Annotated in this window: 20 protein-coding genes; 10 read left to right on the top strand and 10 right to left on the bottom strand. The window is 69.6% G+C overall.

The window, feature by feature from the left end; translation table 11 throughout:
• Window positions 1-189, bottom strand: coding sequence for a hypothetical protein (locus SY2F82_RS22915; RefSeq protein ID WP_200421025.1), 189 nt, complete (start codon window positions 187-189; stop codon window positions 1-3).
• Between the two features lie 226 nt (window positions 190-415).
• On the opposite strand from SY2F82_RS22915, the gene SY2F82_RS22910 reads away from it, so the two are divergent.
• Both SY2F82_RS22910 and SY2F82_RS22905 read left to right on the top strand, forming a co-directional pair.
• Entirely contained in the window at window positions 416-1,297 is an 882-nt protein-coding gene (locus SY2F82_RS22910) for a winged helix-turn-helix domain-containing protein (RefSeq protein WP_200421024.1), read from the top strand.
• Window positions 1,246-2,034 carry an HAD family hydrolase gene (locus SY2F82_RS22905; RefSeq protein ID WP_200421023.1) on the top strand — a complete coding sequence of 263 codons (789 nt, stop codon included), beginning with the start codon at window positions 1,246-1,248 and terminating at the stop codon, window positions 2,032-2,034. Before SY2F82_RS22910 ends, SY2F82_RS22905 begins: the two co-directional genes overlap by 52 nt.
• Here the strand turns inward: SY2F82_RS22905 and SY2F82_RS22900 are convergent.
• Window positions 2,025-2,207, bottom strand: coding sequence for a hypothetical protein (locus tag SY2F82_RS22900; RefSeq protein ID WP_200421022.1), 183 nt, complete (start codon window positions 2,205-2,207; stop codon window positions 2,025-2,027). The two genes, SY2F82_RS22905 and SY2F82_RS22900, sit on opposite strands and share 10 nt — an antisense overlap.
• A gap of 196 nt (window positions 2,208-2,403) precedes the next feature.
• On the opposite strand from SY2F82_RS22900, the gene SY2F82_RS22895 reads away from it, so the two are divergent.
• Entirely contained in the window at window positions 2,404-3,297 is an 894-nt protein-coding gene (locus tag SY2F82_RS22895; RefSeq protein ID WP_200421021.1) for a winged helix-turn-helix domain-containing protein, read from the top strand.
• A gap of 306 nt (window positions 3,298-3,603) precedes the next feature.
• Window positions 3,604-5,700: an aminoglycoside phosphotransferase family protein gene (locus SY2F82_RS22890; RefSeq protein WP_200421103.1), complete on the top strand. Its 2,097-nt coding sequence runs from the start codon at window positions 3,604-3,606 to the stop codon at window positions 5,698-5,700.
• A gap of 264 nt (window positions 5,701-5,964) precedes the next feature.
• On the opposite strand, the gene SY2F82_RS22885 is transcribed toward SY2F82_RS22890, so the two are convergent.
• Window positions 5,965-6,804, bottom strand: a complete 840-nt coding sequence (locus SY2F82_RS22885; protein ID WP_200421020.1) for a nitroreductase/quinone reductase family protein — start codon at window positions 6,802-6,804, stop codon at window positions 5,965-5,967.
• Between the two features lie 396 nt (window positions 6,805-7,200).
• On the opposite strand from SY2F82_RS22885, the gene SY2F82_RS22880 reads away from it, so the two are divergent.
• The 3 genes from SY2F82_RS22880 (at window position 7,201) to SY2F82_RS22870 (ending at window position 8,991) form a co-directional block, all read left to right on the top strand.
• Window positions 7,201-7,725, top strand: a complete 525-nt coding sequence (locus SY2F82_RS22880) for a helix-turn-helix domain-containing protein (RefSeq protein ID WP_200421019.1) — start codon at window positions 7,201-7,203, stop codon at window positions 7,723-7,725.
• A gap of 115 nt (window positions 7,726-7,840) precedes the next feature.
• Window positions 7,841-8,491 carry a hypothetical protein gene (locus tag SY2F82_RS22875; protein WP_200421018.1) on the top strand — a complete coding sequence of 217 codons (651 nt, stop codon included), beginning with the start codon at window positions 7,841-7,843 and terminating at the stop codon, window positions 8,489-8,491.
• Between the two features lie 158 nt (window positions 8,492-8,649).
• Window positions 8,650-8,991, top strand: coding sequence for a DUF2516 family protein (locus SY2F82_RS22870; protein ID WP_200421102.1), 342 nt, complete (start codon window positions 8,650-8,652; stop codon window positions 8,989-8,991).
• 192 nt (window positions 8,992-9,183) lie between these two features.
• On the opposite strand, the gene SY2F82_RS22865 is transcribed toward SY2F82_RS22870, so the two are convergent.
• The 3 genes from SY2F82_RS22865 to SY2F82_RS22855 all read right to left on the bottom strand — a co-directional run bounded on the left by SY2F82_RS22865 (window position 9,184) and on the right by SY2F82_RS22855 (window position 12,929).
• Complete coding sequence (locus SY2F82_RS22865) at window positions 9,184-10,479, bottom strand: PP2C family protein-serine/threonine phosphatase (RefSeq protein ID WP_200421017.1); 1,296 nt, start codon at window positions 10,477-10,479, stop codon at window positions 9,184-9,186.
• A 298-nt stretch (window positions 10,480-10,777) separates the two neighbouring features.
• Entirely contained in the window at window positions 10,778-11,881 is a 1,104-nt protein-coding gene (locus tag SY2F82_RS22860; RefSeq protein ID WP_200421016.1) for a C40 family peptidase, read from the bottom strand.
• 229 nt (window positions 11,882-12,110) lie between these two features.
• Entirely contained in the window at window positions 12,111-12,929 is an 819-nt protein-coding gene (locus SY2F82_RS22855) for a class I SAM-dependent methyltransferase (RefSeq protein ID WP_200421015.1), read from the bottom strand.
• 187 nt (window positions 12,930-13,116) lie between these two features.
• Here SY2F82_RS22855 and SY2F82_RS22850 point away from each other — a divergent pair, with 187 nt between their 5' ends.
• Window positions 13,117-14,490: a S8 family serine peptidase gene (locus SY2F82_RS22850; protein ID WP_200421014.1), complete on the top strand. Its 1,374-nt coding sequence runs from the start codon at window positions 13,117-13,119 to the stop codon at window positions 14,488-14,490.
• A gap of 208 nt (window positions 14,491-14,698) precedes the next feature.
• On the opposite strand, the gene SY2F82_RS22845 is transcribed toward SY2F82_RS22850, so the two are convergent.
• The 3 genes from SY2F82_RS22845 to sigJ form a co-directional block, all read right to left on the bottom strand.
• On the bottom strand, window positions 14,699-14,905 hold the full coding sequence (locus tag SY2F82_RS22845) for an SDR family oxidoreductase (RefSeq protein WP_200421013.1): 207 nt from the start codon (window positions 14,903-14,905) through the stop codon (window positions 14,699-14,701).
• A gap of 140 nt (window positions 14,906-15,045) precedes the next feature.
• Entirely contained in the window at window positions 15,046-15,762 is a 717-nt protein-coding gene (locus SY2F82_RS22840) for an ASCH domain-containing protein (RefSeq protein ID WP_200421012.1), read from the bottom strand.
• A gap of 105 nt (window positions 15,763-15,867) precedes the next feature.
• Window positions 15,868-16,782, bottom strand: coding sequence for an RNA polymerase sigma factor SigJ (gene sigJ / locus SY2F82_RS22835; RefSeq protein ID WP_200421011.1), 915 nt, complete (start codon window positions 16,780-16,782; stop codon window positions 15,868-15,870).
• A gap of 165 nt (window positions 16,783-16,947) precedes the next feature.
• Here sigJ and SY2F82_RS22830 point away from each other — a divergent pair, with 165 nt between their 5' ends.
• Window positions 16,948-17,403: a nuclear transport factor 2 family protein gene (locus tag SY2F82_RS22830; protein ID WP_200421010.1), complete on the top strand. Its 456-nt coding sequence runs from the start codon at window positions 16,948-16,950 to the stop codon at window positions 17,401-17,403.
• A gap of 63 nt (window positions 17,404-17,466) precedes the next feature.
• Window positions 17,467-18,042 carry an NADPH-dependent FMN reductase gene (locus SY2F82_RS22825; protein ID WP_200421009.1) on the top strand — a complete coding sequence of 192 codons (576 nt, stop codon included), beginning with the start codon at window positions 17,467-17,469 and terminating at the stop codon, window positions 18,040-18,042.
• Window positions 18,043-18,332: 290 nt separating this feature from the next.
• Here SY2F82_RS22825 and SY2F82_RS22820 read toward each other — a convergent pair whose 3' ends face one another.
• A complete protein-coding gene (locus SY2F82_RS22820; protein WP_200421008.1) occupies window positions 18,333-18,818 on the bottom strand; it encodes a DUF4265 domain-containing protein in 486 nt (161 codons plus the stop codon).
• Window positions 18,819-19,368 lie beyond the last annotated feature (550 nt).

Below are 19,368 nucleotides of genomic sequence, written 5' to 3'. Positions count from 1 at the left end.
TCAGAGCGCCGGCTGGGCGACCAGCAGGGCGAGGACGACGGCCCCTATGGAGCTGCAGGCGGGGCTGTTGGCCTTGATCCCGACCGTGAGCAGCATCAGTCCGATGATGCCCATCGTCCCGTACTTCCACTGGACGAACTGGTCGAATCCGACGACGAAGAGGGCGGAGAGGAAGGCGAGGGCGGGCATGGTGGGACCTCTTTCCAGGGGCGGCCCTCGGGGGACCGGGTGGCGGGACAGAGGGGATTGAGCCGTCTGCATCTGGGGACTACCTGCGGATAATGTGCGAGAGGAGGGACACCCTCCGCCAACTCTTCCAAGTTGGCAACCAACTACACTGAAGTTATCCCCAGTTGGTCGGCATCTATAAACAACATTCAAACAACTCCCGGTAGATGGACGGGGGTTGTAGCGTTTGGTCGTGACCCAGGAGAACGTCGCAGTGAACGGCAGCAGAAGGTCCTCGCCCCAGGAGATCGCCGACACGTTGCGGACCCGGATCCGCGCCGGCGAGCTGAAGCCGGGCGAGCGTCTGCCGACCCAGGCCGAACTGGCTGAGGAGTTCGGCGTGGAGCGGGGCACGGTCCGCCAGGCGCTGCGCGTCCTCCAGGACGACGGCCTGCTCAGCAGCGTCAGCCGGGGCAGCCCGCCCCGAATCGCCGAGCCCCCGCCGGTCAGCGACGAACCGCAGCCGACGATGGTGGCGCTGGCGCCGAGGCTCGCGGAGGCGTTCGCCGCGCCCAACGTGCGGATCGACGCGGCCTGCCTGACCGCAGAGACCCTGATGCTGGCGCTGGGCGAACCGCTCCGGCTGATCCACGAGGGCCGCATCCGTCCGCAGTCGATCGACGTGCGGATCCTGCTGCCCTCCCGGAAGATCAACCTGGCGTTCCCGATCTCCGTCGACAGCCCCGGTGACAACGAGGACCCGGTCCACCAGCGCTGGCTCGAACAGCGCAACGCCCAGGGCCATGTGCTGCGCCACAACCTCCAGGCCCTGCGCTCGTCGCACGGCATCGACGTCCGTGTGACGTTCCGGGCCCTGCCCTTCACCCCGCCGGTGAAGCTCTACCTCCTCAACGGTGCCGAGGCCCTGATGGCGTACTACATGCTCACCAGGCGCGAGGAGGAGGTGAACAGCCAGACCCTCGAGATGTACGACACGCTCGGCGCCGCCTCCCTCCTCTTCTCCTTCGAACGCCGGGCGGGGCGACGGGACGACGCCTTTGTGGAAGAGTCCCAGAAGTGGTTCGACGCCCTCTGGGAAACCATCACCACGGACCTGACACTCTCCTAGTGACTTCTGATGCGAAGCAGACTGATGCGGTGACGGCAGAGACAGGAAAACTGCGCGAACTGATCACCAGTGCGCGCTTTGTGCTCTTCGACTTCGACGGCCCGATCTGCCGGCTCTTCGCCGGGCACGCCGCCGAGCATGTGGCAGGCCAACTCGTGGAGTGGCTCGAGAGCCGGGGGCTGCGGGGTCTGCTGACCGAGGAGGAACGAGTCCACCCGGATCCGCACTACGTCCTGGAAGCCATCCACCGGCGGCACCCGCAGAGCGATCTGGTGACCGAACTGGAGGAGAGGCTCACCCAGCAGGAGCTGAAGGCGGTCGCGTCGGCCATGCCGACCCCGTACGCCGACCCGCTGATCCGCACATGGACCACCGTGGGGGGCCAGCTCGCCATAGCGACCAACAACTCCGCGCGCGTGGCGGCCGGCTACCTGGCGACCCGAGGACTGGTCTCCTGCTTCGCCCCTTACGTCTTCGGCCGCACGGCCGACCTCGATCTGCTCAAACCCCACCCGCACTGCCTGAACCAGGCCCTGAACGCGATGGGGGCGGACCGCTCCCTGTCGCTGATGATCGGCGACGCCCCTTCGGACTTCCTCGCCGCTCAGGACGCCGGGGTCGCGTTCCTCGGCTACGCGCCCAACGAGGACAAGGAGAAGCGCCTGAGGAGCGTGGGCGCCGACATCGTCGTCAGCTCGCTCGAACCGCTGCTGTCGATCCTGCGCGGTCAGGCCTGAGCCATAAGGACGGCGAACACCACCGCGGCTCCCAGTGCGAGGTGCGGCCGGCCCGCTCGGACACCCATGAAGACGAGCGACACGAGGACGGCTCCCAGTAGTCCGTACTCCGACTGGGCCAGCATCGACAGGACGAACTCGGCGGCGGTGGCGAGCGCCTCCGACTGGATCATTTCCCCCACCCGGCCCTTCCGCTTCCGGTGAAGCCCCCATGGGGCTTCCGTGAACCGACCAACTTCCAGTCCAATTGGACTGGTTGCTCTGAATTGGAAGTTCCCTGCCTGCTTGATCCCTTAACCAGCAGGGCAGTTGGACTGCTGGCTGACTGGAAGATGTTTGCCTGTCGGGCAGAGAAGGTACGGTCGGTGTGTGGACGCAGAACGGGTCGGCGACGGTGGCGGCACGGAGTTCGACCGTGTCGCGGCAGCCCTGCGCGTCCGCATAGCCGACGGGACGTATCCGGTGAACGGCACGCTGCCTCCTCAACGGGCCCTGGCCGAGGAGTTCGGCGTGTCCCGCGACACCGTGCAGCGGGTGATCAGGGAGCTCACCAGCGAAGGCTGGATCGAGTCCCGGCGCGGCAGCGGGTCGCGGGTGATCCGGAGTCAGCGCATCGAATCCTCGACGCCCCGGAGCGTGCATCGGCGCGGTGCCGTGACCGTGGGGTCGTTCATCGAGCAGGCGTTCGAGCTGCAGGAGGTCGCGCTCGACGTCTACACCCTGACCGCGGAATCGCTCGGGATGCATCTGCAGATGCTCCAGGCCGAATGGGTCCGAGTGCGCAGGGCCGAGTCCCGCCCCACGCCGCCCCGCGTGAGCGTACGGCTTCTGCTGCCGTCGGAGGATCTGGAGCTTCCGTATCCCAGGGCCATGAACCCCGGCGAGGCCGGGACGGTGAGGGAGCGCCACCTAGGGATCGCCCGGGACGCCATGGCCTCGCTGCCGCGGGTGCTGGCGAGCCTCCAGGCGTCCAAGCTCGTCGAGTCCTTCGACCTGCAGGTCCGCCACGTGGCACTGCCGCCGGCCTTCAAGGTCTACCTCTTCAACGAGTCCGAGGCGTTGTTCGGCCCCTATGTGGTGGACGAGCGTCCCATCGTCCTGGACAGCGGCCGGGAGATCGAGGCGCTCGACGTGATCGGGCTCGGTGCCACCCTCACGCACCACATCAGGGACGGCGACCCGAACTCGCCCGGCTCCACCTTCGTCGACAGCATGCAGTCGTGGTTCAACTCCGTGTGGGACCTGCTCGCCGAGGCCGCCTGACACGGAGCCGGCATCCGTGGTATCTCCGACGGCGTGCTGCTTCTGAGTGCCGCGTGCGCTCAAATGCGTACCGAATGCTGGAGTCAAACGTTCCGCTGCGTCGAGATGCCCTACCGTGTGCCCACCTTGTTCGCGGCGCATGACCATCGCACGCGCCGCACAGCCATTCAGGAGTCACCGTTGGGCGGTCCGTCATTGCCTAGCAACCGCGCTCTGGCGCCTGCGGCGGACGACGACTTCGAGAGGTTCCTGCGCTACGCCAGGGCGCTGGGCTCCTTCGAACGGGGGCATCACAACGTCAACTACATGGTGCGGCCGCTCACCGAGCGGGACTCCCGGCTGGTGGCCGGTGAGGACGGCGAACGTGTCACGGTGCGGCAGCGGATCCCCTCGGCGCTGTCCGTGGTCATCAGGACATGGCACGACGAGGCGGAGATCCTCAACACGATCAGCGGTGTCCTCCCGTACGTCCCCCGCTGTCTGGCCAAGTGCGGCGACGTCACCGTCCTGAGTTATGTGGAAGGGGTGCCGCTGTCCAGCATCTGCCCCAAGGGACAGCCGGTGGACTCGGTGCTGATCGCCGACCTCGCGGGTCTCCTGGCGGACATGACGCAGGTGGCCAGGCAGCACCTCCCCCCGCTCCCGGTGTCCTGGCCCCGTTCGAGCCGGGACAGCGGTGCCTTTCTGCGGGCGCTGGCGTTCGCGGCGGAGGAGCAGATCAGGCGTCCGAACTGGGCCGAGTTCGGTGGGCTGTTCGCGATGCTGGGCATCCCCGAGGACGCGATGGTGCGCTTCGCGGAGCGGGTCCCGGCCCTTGTCCGCCGCCCCTTCAGCCTCCTCCACACGGATATGCACCGGGACAACGTGATCGTGTCCTACCGCGGCAAGCCGCCCCTGATCTGTGTCGACTGGGAACTGGCCGGATTCGGTGACCCGCTGCACGACCTCGCCACCCACCTCGTGCGGATGCAGTACCCCGTCTACCAGTGGCCCGAGGTGGTGGAGGCGTGGCACCAGGCCATGCGCAGACGGCGCCCCAAGGCCGTCAACGGCCTCGACCGGGATCTGAAGCACTACGTCGCCTTCGAACGGGCCCAGTCCGTCTATCCCGACGTGATGCGCGCGGCCACATCGCTCGGCGACTCCTTCGACCAGCGTGACCTCGATGCCGCGACGCAGGCGGTGCACCGGGCGCTGCTGGCGGCCGAAGAACCGTTGCGGCTGGGCCATGTGCCGGACGAGAGCGAGATCGAGCGCATCCTCTTCCGCTGGCGCGAGTCCCACGGGGGCAAGGCCCGTGAGCGGTCCGCCATGGAGATCGTCTGGCAGCGGGACGAGCGGGTGCCTCTGCTCCCGGGGTTCCCGGCGGCGGCGGTGAGCAAGGCGCTGTTCGAGGAGGGTGCCGCTTCGGCGGACCGGGTGTTCAAGGGGGCGGCACACCTCAACACGGCGGTTCGGGTACCGGGAGTGCCCTGTCCCGTCATGGTCCGCCGGAAGGTCGGCGCGGGGAACCCCCGGGAGCGCAGGTTCCTCAACGAGCACGCCGTTCTGATGGCGATCGAGCGGTCGAAGGCCGGTGTACGGGCTCCCAAGGTGCTGGCCCTGGGCACCAGCGGGCTGAACGAGCCGTTCACCATTCACTCTTACGAGGGACCGGATGACATCCGTCCGCCGGACCACCCCGTGGACGGGCTCCGGCCGTACGAGGCGGACGACCTGGTGGACCAGCTGAACGCGCTGACCTGCGTCGACTGCACCGACTTCGGTCGCGCCGTGTTCCGGCAGGACTTCTACAAGGGCCTGTGCGACGAACTGGTCCGCCTGGTGAGCGAACTGCCCAAGGAGACGGCCGATCTGGCCCGGGAACTGGGACTGCCCGGCAGTCACCGGCTGGGCGAGATCCTCGACCGCCACACCCTGGTCCCGCGCCGGCCCGTGCTCCTGCACGGCGATCTCAACCCGTGGAACCTGGTGCGCCGGCCGACCGGCGGGCTGACGCTCATCGACTGGGAGATGGCGATGGTCGGGGACGCCCTGTACGACCTGGTACGCCACATGCACCTCACGCCCACGCGTCCCGAGATCCGTGAGCGGCTGTTCGCACGCTGGTCCGAGCGGCTGCCGGAGGACTGCACCAAGGGCTGGCAGGACGACTGGCGGGTCTACCGGTGGATGGAGGTCGTCCGCTCGGCGTACGTCGATCTCGACCGTCTCGTGACCGGCGACGGCCTGGATGCCCCCAACGTCCGCCGGGCGGTGGACACGTACGCGATGACCCTGTTCGAAGCCACGGCCGCGCTCGGGCTTCCCGCCAAACTGACGGCGAACCCCCATCTTGCCCGTGCACTCCCGAACGGGGACCACGGACGCGGGCGGACGGCCGGGCTCCGGGTGGACGTCTGACCTGACGTCGGGCGCTTCTGCACGGGGAAGGGGGCGAGGGATGTCGCCTGGGGCAGGACCACGTGGTTGCCGTCGAGCCCGCCACGATCGCAGAGGCGCAGCTCCATGGCCTGTACCGCCTGTTTGTGGTCGCTACCCGGGCGGTGTCCCGCCTGTATGTGGTGCACACACGCCCGTTCCCTGGTGAGCCTGGCTGCTCATGTGACCGCTGTGACCCACCAGGGTGTCTCCGGGTGTACGGAGGGGCGGCTCAGCCGCGCCTGATCAGCGCAGTGCGGCTGCCAACTGTGCCTCCTCGTACGTCAGATGCGCCTCCAGCTCGTCGGTGAGGCGTTCCACCTCGGGCAGGGCACCGGCCCGGTCCGCGTCGGGCGCCGACACGACCCGGCGCAGGTCGTTCAGGAGGACGGCGATCCGCTCGTGTTCGCGGCGCAGCCGGTCGAAGGCCGGCGCCAGCTCGGGGTGGCGGCCTTCGAGGGAGGGGAACAGGGCGATGTCCTCGCCGGCGTGGTGGTTGTCCAGGCCCTTGCAGAGGGTCAGGCAGTTGATCCGCAGCTGGGCGCCCAGGGCGGGGCCGCCTCCCGAGGCCGCGAACTCCTTCCTGATCAGGGCCAGCTCGCGACGGAAGACGTCATGGACCGCCCTGATGGCCTCACCCGGAGAGGACGCCTCGATGCGCGGCGGCCCCGGCCTCGGATTCTCCCGGAGGGCGACGACCGGGATGACGCGGTCCGTCTTCGCCTGGTACTCGGCCCAGCCGGGGTCCGACTCGACGGCGCGGGCGAAGGCCTCGTCGCGCGCGGCGCGGTCCAGGACGACCGCGGTCGCCTCGTAGGTGAACACGCCCGTCTCAACGGTGACCTGGGGATGCGCCACGAGGTTGTGGAACCAGTCGGGGTGCCGCGGCGCGCCCCCGGCCGAGGCGATCACGAGGACGCGCTCGCCGCCGTCGGGGTAGTAGCCGAGGGGGGTGGTGTGCGGGGTGCCGGTGCGGGCGCCGGTGGTGGTGAGGAGCAGTAACCGGGCGCCCTCGAAGGGGCCGCCCACGCGGCCGCGGTGGGCCCGGAACTCGTCGATGATCTGCTGGTTGAAAGGGTTGGGCATGCTCTGCTGTCGCTGCCTTCTTCTGTTCGGCGTGGTGGGATGGCGATACGCGTCGGAACAGAAGGAGAGCGGCGGGCCTCTCGCCCGCCCCCGCCTCACTCGGAGGCCGGGTGCCCCACTCGTGAACGGCCCAAGGCCGACCCGGCAGTCATGGGCCGCACGTTATCGGGGTACGCGACCCGGCGCCAACGGTTTATGACGTCACCCGTCTTATGACGTCACCCGTCCGCGCACCGGCGCCTCCCACGGTCCCGGGCGCGGCGGGTGTGGGATGGACGGCGGTGGTGCGCAGCCCTTGACGGCGGTGCCGGCGATGGCGACCCCCTTCCCGTGACCCGGCGCACTTTTGCAAGCGGGTGCTTGCAATTGTTAGCGCTCATGGGGCAAGGTAGAGGCATGGCATCGCTGAACGTCGGCAACCTCGGTGAGTACCTGCGTGAGCAGCGGCGCAACGCGCAGCTGTCGCTCAGGCAGCTCGCCGACGCCGCCGGCGTGTCCAATCCGTATCTGAGCCAGATCGAGCGCGGGCTGCGCAAGCCGAGCGCGGAGGTGCTCCAGCAGGTCGCCAAGGCGCTGCGGATCTCCGCCGAGACGCTGTACGTGCGAGCCGGCATCCTCGACGCCGAGCGGGACCGGGACGAGGTGGAGACGCGCGCCGTCATCCTCGCCGATCCCACACTGACCGAGCGGCAGAAGCAGGTGCTGCTGCAGATCTACGAGTCCTTCCGCAAGGAGAACGGCTTCGAGATCGCCCGGGCGGCCGTGGCGGACGAGGACGGCCAGGCGGTTCATGAGGTTCGGACTCGACAGGCTCAGCAGTCTCAGGAGGCGCACGGCATGGACGACGCCCAGGACACCGCCGAGGCCGGCCCCCGCACGGCCGACGGCAGCGATGCCGGTCCGCGGCAGGCAGCCGGCTGACCCGGACACCGGGACCACCGGGACCACGGACAGCGACCGGACCACCGGGACGACGGCTCGACGTCCCGCGGACCGCCCAAAACCCTCAACAAAGCCGAAACGGGAGGACCATCCCATGGCCATCACCGACGACCTGCGCAAGACCCTCAGCGACCCCACCCCGCTCTATTTCGCCGCCGGCACCGCCGACCTGGCCCTGAAGCAGGCCAAGAAGGTGCCCGCGCTGGTCGAGCAGCTGCGCGCCGAGGCCCCGGCCCGCATCGAGGCCGTCCGCAACACCGACCCGAAGGCGGTCCAGGAGAAGGCCGCGGCCCGCGCCAAGGAGGCCGGCGCCCGCGTCAAGGAGACGCAGTCGACCATCCAGGCCAAGGTGGGCGAGTTCTTCGGCAGCCTCGACTCGGACCTCAAGAAGTTCGGCAGCAGCCTGGACGCCGACCTGAAGAAGCTCGGCGAGACCGCCCAGGACCTCGCGCTGCGGGGTGTGGGTGTCGCCGCCGAGTACGCGGTCAAGGCCCGGGAGACCTACGAGAAGGTCGCCGAGCACGGCGAGCAGGCCGTGAAGACCTGGCGCGGCGAGGCCGCCGAGGGCATCGAGGACCTGGCCGTCGCCGTCGAGGGCAAGCCCGAGCCGGTCGAGGTCAAGGCCGAGCCGAAGCCGGCCGAGGCCCCCAAGGCCGAGTTCTCGGAGGACAAGCCGGTGGCGAAGAAGACGGCCCCGGCGGCCCGCAAGCCGGCGGCGAAGAAGACCACGCCTCCGGCCAAGTGAGGACGCGTGGCCCCGGCGGGGGCCACGCGACGGATGACGGACGATGACGGACGACGGGCCGGGCACTTCGGAGGTGCCCGGCCCGTTGTACGGGTACGCGGTGGCCGCAGGCGGGTACGGTTGGCCGTGGAGACGACTCGACTCGGGTGGTGGGCATTGTGCTGATGACGGCATTCGGCGGCCTGATGTGGCTGCTCTTCACCGCCATGCTGGTGCTCGCCGTGGTGGCGCTGGCCATGGCCGTGCTGTACCGGGAGGACGCGTACCGCGCCGCCGACAAGCAGAACAAGGGCTTCTGGCTGATCATCCTCGGCATCGCGGTCGCGGTGAACCTGTTCGTGCCGATGCTCTTCCTGCAGCTCGCCGGCCTGGTCGCCACGATCGTGTTCTTCGTGGACGTCCGCCCCGCCCTCAAGCAGGTCTCGGGCGGCGGCTGGGGCCGTCGCCGCCGGGGGAGCAGCAGCGACGGTCCGTACGGGCCGTACAACGGCGGGCGTTAGAGGGCGAGTGGCCTGGGCGGCCCCGCCCTGCGGCTGCGGTGGAGGCGGGCGGTCCGTGCGTGGGCTGTGCCGCGGCGGTCCGTGCCGGGCGCGGGCGGTGACGGTTCCGTCCGGGCTGTGCTGCGGCGGGCGTTCGGTGCGGGGCGTGCGGCGTAGGCGGCGGTCCGCCATGGTCCGATCTGCCGCCGTGGCTTACGGCGCCCGGTCGAGCAGGACCACCGCCACGTCGTCCGCCAGCTCCCCCCCGTTGAGGTCGCGGACCTCGTTGACCGTCGCGCGCAACAGTTCCTCGCCCGTCAGGCCCTCGCCCAGCCGACGGCGGACCAGTTCCACCATGCCGTCCTGCCCCAGGCGCTCCCCGCCCTGCCCGACCCGGCCCTCGATCAGCCCGTCGGTGTAGAGCATCAGGCTCCAGACCGGTCCCAGCTCCACCTGCATCCGCGGCCAGCGCGCGCCCGGCAGCAGGCCGAGCGCGGGGCCGTTGTTGTCGTACGGCAGCAGCTCGGCAGGCCGGTCGGGGCGCGCGATCAACGGGGCCGGGTGGCCGGCCAGGCACAGCCCGGCGCGGCGGCCGTCCGGCGCGATGTCGACCGTGCACAGCGTGGCGAAGATCTCGTCGTTGTCCCGCTCGTGCTCCAGGACCTGCTGCAGCGTGGACAGCAGCTCGTCCCCGCACAGCCCCGCCAGCGTCAGCGCACGCCAGGCGATGCGCAGCTCCACGCCGAGCGCAGCCTCGTCCGGGCCGTGCCCGCAGACGTCACCGATCATCGCGTGCACCGTGCCGTCCGGCGTGCGCACCGTGTCGTAGAAGTCACCCCCGAGCAGGGCACGCGAACGGCCGGGCCGGTAGCGGGCGGCGAACCGCAGCGAGGACCCGTCGAGCAGCGGCGTGGGCAGCAGGCCGCGCTCCAGGCGGGCGTTCTCCTGCGCGCGCAGCTTGGACTCGGTCAGCCGCCGCTCGGCCGTGTCGGACCGCTTGCGTTCGACCGCGTACCGGATTGCACGGCTCAGCAGCCGCCCGTCCAGTTCCTCGCGGAACAGGTAGTCCTGGGCGCCCACGCGCACGGCCTCGGCACCCCGCTCCGCGTCACCGGAGGCGGTGAGCGCGAGCACGGCATGGCGGGGCGCGAGCTGAAGCACATGCCGCAGCACGGCCAGCTCGTCGTCCTCCTCGGCGGCCCGGCCGGGCGCGGGCAGGGCGAGGTCCAGCAGGATGCAGTGGACGTCGTCGGTGAGCAGCCGCTCGGCCTCGGTGAGGTTGCGGGCGGTGCGCAGCCGTATGGGGCGGCCTGCCGAGTCGAGCATCTCGGGCACGATCGGAGAACCGGCCGGATCGTCCTCGATCACGAGCAGGGTGAGCGTGTCGTTCTGGGCCTTGGCACGGGCGGACGGCCCCTGTGCGGTCTGAGCGCCGGGCAGGGACGCGGCTTGAGCCTGACCACCCTCCACGGCCGGGATCGCTCGGGGCCGCGGCACGGGTACGGGCATCGTCTTGGGTTCCTTCCCTCCCCCCGAGGGCACGGCGGGACGAGGGACTCGACCCACCGACGGGGACCATAGCGGTAGCCGAGGCCGCAATGGAATGCCAGAGGGGGCGGGGTGGCGCAACCGGCCACCGTCATATGCCGCATCCCCTACCGCAGTTGGACACCGAACCATCCCGGTGAGGATGACGAAAGTCACGTCTCGTGCAGGTTTCGACCGGAGAGAGGGTGGGCCGCGTCACGTGGGACGGGTCACGTCACGACACGTCACGACACGGCCCTCTCTCCGGTCGGCGTCCGGTTCAGCCGGCGTCCGGACGCACCACCCCCAGGATCGGCATGGATCCGGCCCCGGCGATCGTCACCGTCCGCCCGGGGCGCGGGGCGTGGACGATCGCGCCATCGCCGATGTACATCGCCACATGGCTGGCGTCGGAGAAGTAGATGATCAGGTCTCCGGGGCGCATGTCCTTGATGTTCACGTGCTTGAGCTGCTTCCACTGCTCCTGCGAGGTGCGAGGGATGGGCGCGCCGGCCGCGGCCCAGGCCTGGGACGTCAGCCCCGAGCAGTCGTACGATTTCGGACCTTCTGCCCCCCATACATAGGGTTTGCCGATCTGATCGGTCGCGAACCGTACGGCCTTTTGCCCCTCTTCGGACGCTTTGCCGACAATCTCCTTCAGTATCCCGGAGTCCAGCCAGGCGGTCTGTGCCTGGTGGGCGGCCTGCTCCTCCAGCTTCTGCAGTCGTTCCCGCTCCTGCTCCTTCAGTCGGGACTGCAGCTCCTCGGCGGCGGCGATCTGCTTTTCGATCTCCTTCTTGGCCTCGGCCTTGGCCTTGCGGTTGGCGTCGAGCCTCTTCCACTCGTCGGCGGCGTCGCCGGCGTACTGCTTCAAGTCCTCCTGCGTACGCGTCAACTCGGCGATCAGTCCCGTGGCCGCGTGTTCGCCCTGGCGGACCGTGCCCGCGTCGTCCAGGAACTCCTGGGGGTCGCGGCTCAGCCAGAGCCGCATCTCGGGCGGCAGACCGCCGCCGCGGTACTGGGCGCGGGCCGCGGCGCCCGCACGGTCCTTCAGCTCGGCCAGCCTCTCCTGGCCCTTGACGATCTCCCGGGCCAGCCGGACGATCTGCGCCGACTGCTTCTCGGCCTTCTCCTCGGCCGCGTTGTAGGCGTCGGTGGCGACCGCCGCGTCGTGGTACAGCGCGTCCAGTTTTCTGCGGACCGATTCGAGAACCTCGTCCGACGCCGACGCCGACGCCGACGCCGTGGCCGAGCCGTCGGACGGGGTCGGTCTCGGGTCCGGCTGCTCCGGGCTCGCGTATGCCGCGCCCGCTGTACCCAGCACGGTGACCGTGCAGACCAGGGCGATGGCCGCCATGACCAGGGTCCGCTTCCCGGATCCCATACCTTTCCCCCAAAGCTGATTTACCGTCAGTAACTTACGAGACGTCTGGGGATCGTGCCACGCTCGGACGCAAAGGCACAGAGGCGGGACTTGTCCGCGCAGAAAACTCCCCCACCTGCCGCACCTCGTACGACGATCTCCCTCCCCTGTCGCCGGCCCGCGTACGGCGATCTTCCCGCGAGTGTGACGAAGGACTCAGGAAGATCGTTCCTCGCAGGTCGGGCAGGGGTCATCTGCGGGGTGCCAAGGCTCCCCAGTCCACGGTGACTTCCCCCTGGCGCCAGCGCGCCGGGCCGTCGGTGACCGGCCAGTCCGCCGTCAGCCGGCGGACGCTGCGTATCCAGCGCTGGCGCGCGCCGTACGCGGCGTAGGGTGCGGCGGCAGCCCAGGCGCGGTCGAAGTCGCGCAGGAAGGCGTGCACGGGCTCGCCGGGGACGTTGCGGTGGATGAGCGCCTTCGGCAGCCGTTCGGCCAGGTCGGACGGGCGGTCCAGGGAACCGAGCCGGGTGGCGAACGTCACGGTGCGTGGACCCTCGGGGCCCAGGGCGACCCACACATGACGGCGGCCGATCTCGTCGCACGTGCCCTCGACGAGCAGCCCGCCGCGGGAGCCGGACGCCGGGTCGGCGGGGGCGAGCCGGGCGCACAGCCGTTCCCAGACGGCGGCGACCTCGCCCTCCTCGTACTGCCGCAGGACGTTCGCCGCCCGGATGAGCGAGGGCCGCCCCGGCACGGGCACCTCGAACCCGCCGTGCCGGAAGACCAGCCCCTCACGGGCGTACGGCTGCGCGGCCTCGACCCGGGCGGGCTCGATCTCCACCCCCACGACCCGGGTGCGGGGCGCGGCGGCACGCAGCCGTCGCAGCAACTCGACCGCGGTCCAGGGCGCGGCCCCGTACCCGAGGTCGACGGCCACGGGTTCCGCCGTACGACGAAGCTCGGCCCCATGGACCGCTGTGATCCAGCGATCCATCCGGCGCAGCCGATTCGGATTGGTGGTCCCGCGCGTCACCGTACCCACGGGGCGGGACGCGACGCGGGTTGACATGCCTACGAGAGTAAGGGGGCGGGACGGACCGCCGGACCGGCCTGTGGACAACTCTGCCGCCGGGACTGTCCCCCGGGCCGGTAAAGGATTCGGCATCTACAGTTCAACGATCTTGTCCTGTGCATGACTCAATGGATGGGATGTCCGGAGACCACTTCCTGCGACTCCGGACCACTCAGGGGGATTCATGCACATAGCCCGTACCGGGCGGGGTGTCGCGGCTTCCACGGCCGCCACCGCCGCCCTCGCCGTCGCCGCGCTGGCGACCGCTCCGCTGGCCGGCGTCACCACGGCCGCGCCCGCCGCCGTACCGCACACCAAGGCGGTTCCGGCCGTCGTCGGGCACACGCTCGTCCATGGTGTGGCCAGCCCGCTGACCAGCGAGCAGTGCCAGGCCAAGTGGCACATCGCCTGCTACAACCCGCTCCAGTACCGCACCGCGTACAACCTCAACCCGTTGTACAAGAAGGGCATCACGGGCAAGGGGCGCACCATCGTCATCGTCGACTCGTTCGGCTCCCCGACGGTCCAGCACGACCTCGACGTCTACAGCAAGCAGTTCGGTCTGCCCAGCACCAAGATCAAGGTCGTCAAGTGGGGCAAGGTGCCTCCCTTCGACCCGAAGAACTCCGACATGACCGGCTGGGCCGGCGAGACCTCGCTGGACGTCGAGATGGCCCACGCCGTGGCGCCCGACGCCAAGATCGTCCTGGTGGAGACGGCGGTCTCCGAGACCGAAGGCACCACGGGTCTCCCGGAGATGATGAACGCCGAGAAGTACCTGATCGACCACGGGGTCGGCGACGTCATCAGCCAGAGCTTCGGCGCCACCGAGAACACGTTCCCCGGCTTCGACAAGGGCGACTTCTCCAGCATCAAGAACCTGCGCTACGCCTTCCAGGACGCGAACCGCAAGCACGTGACGGTCCTCGCCTCCTCCGGTGACGGCGGCGCCACGGACCTCATGGCGGACGGCAAGACCTACTACAAGAAGCCCGTCAACTCCTGGCCGTCCTCGGACCCGCTGGTCACCTCCATCGGCGGCACCCAGCTCCACCTGAACGACAGGGGGCAGCGCGTCAAGCCGGACAGCGTCTACAACGACTACGGCGCGGGCGGCGGCGGCCAGTCGCACGTCTTCCCCCGCCCGGCCTTCCAGAACGGCGTGAAGAACGTCGTCGGCGCCCGCCGAGGCACCCCGGACGTGTCGATGGCGGCCGCGGTCAACGGGGGCGCCTGGGTCTACTCCAGCTTCGACCCGACCGCCACCGGCTGGGACGTCTCCGGCGGCACCAGCGAGGCCAGCCCGCTCTTCTCGGGCATCATCGCCCTCGCCGACCAGGCGGCCGGCCACCGGGTGGGCAACATCAACGGGGCGCTGTACAGCCTCCTCAAGCAGAAGAACTCCGGCATCGTCGACGTCAACGACGGCACGGACAACAGCTATGAGGGCGTCACCGGCTACAAGGCCGTCAACGGCTACGACATGGCCACCGGCGTGGGTACGGTGGACGCCCTCCGCTTCGTGCAGGCCCTCGCCCGGGCGAGCCGCCGCGGCTGACGCCTCCGTGCTGCTGCAGGGGGTTCGCCGGCTGCGAGTCCCCGGGACGGCCCGAGTCGCGTACTCGGGCCGTCCGCTGCCGCAGGCCGGGCGTGGCTCGGGAGGACGTTGAGGCCGCGGTCCTGGCACAACTTACGCCCCCGGCTGGGGAATCAGTGTGCGCGGAGGCCGGATTCAGCTGGGTGGGCAGGCGCCTGACGCCGTCGGCTCAGCTCGCGAAGATCGAGCGGGCGGTGCTTCCCCAGCCGCCGTCGACGCCGATGACCTGGCCGGTGATGTAGCTGCCGGCCGGGGACACGAGGAAGTGGACCAGGCTCGCGACGACCTTCTCCGCCTCACCGCAGCCGCCCTGCGGGCCGGGCGTGAACGCGGAGCGCGGATAGGCACGCTCCAGGCCAGCAGCTTGGGTAGGCACGCTCCAGGCCAGCAGTTTGGGCGTTCCGGTCTATCGGCGCATGGCGTTCCAGACCATCGCTGAATACCAGCTGTTCGAAATCCCGACACGCGCGGCGTTCCGCGATCACACAGCTCACCGCGCAGTCCCACACGTACCCGTCAGGCGTCGGCCAGGCGGAAGTGGACGATGGCGATGTCATCGGCGGAACGGATGTCGGGGTAGTGGTACCGCAGTCTGTCGTGGAGTTCTGCGAGATCGCGGAAACCGTCGGCGATGGCGTCCTGCTCGGTCAGCTCGCCGACCTTCTTCGACGTGATCTGCGTGACGACACCCTCCAGGACCACCTCCTCATCCAGCTCGAAGACCATGTCGACCGGTCCCGTGGCAACCGGGTCCCGGCGTACGGTCGTCGTCTTCCGTCCCGTGCGGACGGCGTCGAGATAGTCCCGATGGAAGTGCAGGGACTGCCTGGCCGTCTCAGGACAGCCCGGTTCGGAGGGTATGGCCTGCTCCGCCCACACATAGCTGTGCGGCAGGAGGTCGGCTATGGAGATGCTGCGGACTCCATCGGGCGTCGGAACCAGGACGCGGATACCTGGATGGTGGTCGAGGAGGACTTGTCGGTCACGACCGCACGGCGCGAGCACACCGCGGCCCCGGTCGCCGACCGCAACGATCGTCGTCAGGTCACGCGCCCCCGCCGCACGGGCATGCCCGAGTGCCACGAGCTCCGCACAGGGCCCGCCGGTGAAGTGGTAGAGGTTGATGCCACCGAACATGCGTCCCCGGGCATCCCGGACAGCGGCGCCGACCGTGTGCACCTCCCCGTCGCCGTTGGCCTCCACGATGCGCTGGGCCAACTCGATCAGTTCCATGTCTTCTTGCGTCGGCAAGTGCGGGGTCCCGTTCACGCACAGCACCTTACGACCGGTCTCCGAAGCGACGAAGACAGCCGAGCATGTCGCGCTCGACGACCCGGGTCAGCCCGTCGTCCAGGGGCGGAGCTTTTCGGGGTTGAGCACCGCCCAGATGTGGGTGATCCGATCGCCGGCGATGTCGAACGCGTACACCGCCACGGTGCGGCCGTCCTGCTGGGCGACCAGGCCGGGCCGGCCGTTGACCGTGCGTTCCACGACGGTCACCGTGTCGGGTGCCCTCGTGAAGAGGTCGGTCAGGTAGTGCGCGATCCGCTCGCCGCCTTCGATGGGGTGGCGTGAGGCTCTGGTGAGGCCGCCGCCGTCGGCGATCACTGTGGCGTCGGGGTCGAGGAGGCCGATGAGGGCACTGATGTCCTTGGCCTGCCATGCCTGTTTGAAGTCCCTGACGATGCCGGCCTGGTGGGCCGCCGAGGTCGCGGGCGTCTGGGAGGCGCGGATGCGGCGGCGGGCGGAGGAGGCCAGCTGACGGCAGGCGGCGGGTGTGCGGCCGACGATCTCGGCGACTTCGGCGAAGGAGTAGCGGAAGACGTCGTGCAGGATGAACGCGACGCGTTCGGCCGGGGTCATCGATTCGAGCACGACGAGAAAGGCCATGCTGACCGACTCGTCGAGCGTCACCCTGTCGGCCGGGTCGGCCCCGCTGCCGGCCGACCCGGTGGTCCATGGGGTGGGTCCGGGCAGCGGCTCGGGGATCCATTCACCCACGTAGCGCTCACGCCGGGCCCGTGCCGAGCCGAGCAGGTCCAGGCAGATACGGCTCGCGACCTTCGTCAGCCAGGCGCCGGGGGACTTGATGGCGTCCTGCTGCCGGCGGGACATGGCGTACCAGCGGGCGTACGTCTCCTGGACGGCGTCCTCGGCCTCGGCCAGGGAGCCCAGCAGCCGGTAGGCGAGATTGATCAGCTGACGCCGCTCGCTCGTGATCGCGTCCAGGTTCTGATCGTCTCCGGTGGTCACGGTCCTCCCCTTGCCCTGCGTCGATCGGATGCGCACTCACCGGATCGACGGGACAGCGCACCGGAATGTGAGGTCGGCGTCCCGCCTGACATCTGGGGGAGCTGCGCCGTCGTACTGCTGACACCGGCACAGCAGCCCCCCCGTGGCTGTGACAGGGAGGAAACGATGAGCGACTTTCAGGCGATCGCGGACCGGGTCGAGATCGAGGCGTTGCGCGGTGAGTTCACCGACGCGGTGATGATGCGCGACTACGACCGTGTCGCATCGCTGTTCACACCGGACGGTGTGTGGCGGATGCCCGACATCCCCGCCGAGATGACCGGCCAGGAGCAGATCCGCGCCTGGGGCCGACGGGTACCGGAGTTCGTGGACTTCCTGGTGCAGAACACCCATCCGGGCCTGATCCGGCTCGACGGCGACACCGCGTCCGGCCGTGCGTACATGTCGGAAGTCGGACGCGGCCGCGACGGCCGGTCCGGGGTGAACTACGCCATCTACCACGACCGCTACCAGCGCACCCCGGACGGCTGGAAGTTCACCGAACGCGTCTACGAGATCCGGTACCTCGACGAGAGCCCCCTGACGGGCTCCGTGCCCCCGCGCGGTGCGGACGCCCGCTGACAGATGCGCCGCACCACAAACGATCGCACCAGCTGCACCACAGACAGAACAGGAGAATCGGACGTGATCAGGATCGGGATCATCCTCGGCAGCACCCGCCCGAGCCGCAACGGCGAACAAGTCGCCACGTGGGTCCATGACACCGCATCGCGCCGCACCGACGCCGAGTTCGAGCTGATCGACCTGCGTGACCACCCGCTGCCCCACCTGGACGAGCCGCTGGGGGCCATGCACGGCCACTACCAGCACGCGCACACGCAGGCGTGGGCGGCCAGCATCGCCTCGTTCGACGGGTTCGTCCTGGTCACACCCGAGTACAACAGCTCCACCTCCGGGGTGCTCAAGAACGCCCTCGACTACCTCTTTGCGGAATGGAACAACAAGGCGGTCGGGTTCGTCTCGTACGGCGTCGTCGGCGGCGCCCGGGCGGCCGAACAACTACGGCTGGTCTGCGGCGCGCTGGACATGGCCTGCGTGGGCCGGCAGGTCATGCTGTCACTGATGACCGAGTTCGAGAACTACACCACCCTCAAGCCGGCCGACCACAGCGCCGCCGCACTGGACACACTGCTGGACCAGGTCGTCGCCTGGAGCACCGCGCTCGCGCCGCTGCGCGCCGCTTCCCGGGCCGCCGCCTGACCAACGCCCAGGATCTGCGGTACGACCCGTGGGGTCCGCGCCCGGCACACGGCCCCGGCCCAGCACCAAGGCCCCTACCAGCGGCTGATCCGCAGGCAGGGGCCTTGATCAGGCAGGGTTACTTCTTCTTGCCCTGGGTCTTGCCGGGGATCTTGGTGAGCTGGGCTTTTGCTGGTCAGGGGCCGGGGGGGGGCTCGTGCGCCTGGTGGTCGCCGCTGGTCGTCATTGGCCGCTGTCGAGCGGCCTCGGACGGCCCAGAGATGGCCCAGCCATGGGGCACATGGACGGCGTCAAACGGCGGAGGCGGCCCGCCACTGCGCGGTGATGCACCCCTCTTCCATGTCCCACCACTCCTTAGCTACGCCGTGCTTTAGCAGCCCTTGCACCTTGGCGAGATCGGCGGTGGGCGGGACGTCCAGGGCAACCATGCCGAACCGCTCTATGCCCTCGCCGTCGACGCCGAGTCTTTCAAAAGCGTTGATCACGCTCTGCCGTGCAGCTCCCGAGCCGCCGTCACGGAACACGATGAGGCGGATAGTGCAGTTCTCCGAACGCCGGACCACCTCGCCGGCCCATCGCACGCCTTCCTCATCTGGCTCGGTGGCCACGATGTCGCCGCAGGCAATACCTCGGACGAACCAGGGGATGTTGTCGAGCCGCACGGTGCCGTCGCCCTGGTCGACGGCCCAGAGGCTCTCAACCGACGCCGGGGGCCAGTCGTCCTCGACCTCAAGCCGGAAGTGCACCTTCACGTACGGGCCTTCGGGGTTCGTCATGGTGCCCAGGATGCACAGTCCTGCCGCGCCAGCCGAAGCGGGGGTGACTGGTGACGTCTGCTCAGAGCTGGATACGGGTTCGTCTGTGCTCAGCCGACGACAGCCAGCCACGACGGCGAGGACGCCGACCGATCACGCGCGCGTATGCCTCGCTGCACCCCCAACCGCCTCCGCCACGCTGCAGGTGCCGTCGACCAGAGCAAGCCGCGCCGGCCGGACCGTAATCACGGTGCCCAAGCCCTCAGCTTGGGAAGCTGAGGTGATCCGGGGCCGATCGCTATGCTGACCTGCGGCGGAGCCGTGTCGGCGCCCGATGACCGCGGAATTCGTGTCCCGGTATTCCCCGTGATTCCCCGCAGTATCTGGCACAAGTCTGACACGGTAGTGAGTGCCGACCACAGATGCGAGGTACCTGCACTGAAGCGGTGCCGACGCGTGTTCGTTCGGCAGATCAGTAACCGCTGTTCCCCGTCGTTTCCTCGCACGATCTGGCACCCGTGGCTCGGGCTCGGCAGCCCGCGCTGGGTGGCCTGACATGCCCCAGTCACCA

This window comes from Streptomyces sp. Y2F8-2 (assembly GCF_014905555.1).
Taxonomy (GTDB): domain Bacteria; phylum Actinomycetota; class Actinomycetes; order Streptomycetales; family Streptomycetaceae; genus Streptomyces; species Streptomyces cynarae.
The sequence above is the reverse complement of the archived record's forward strand: the minus strand, read 5'-3'. Positions and strand labels throughout refer to the sequence as shown.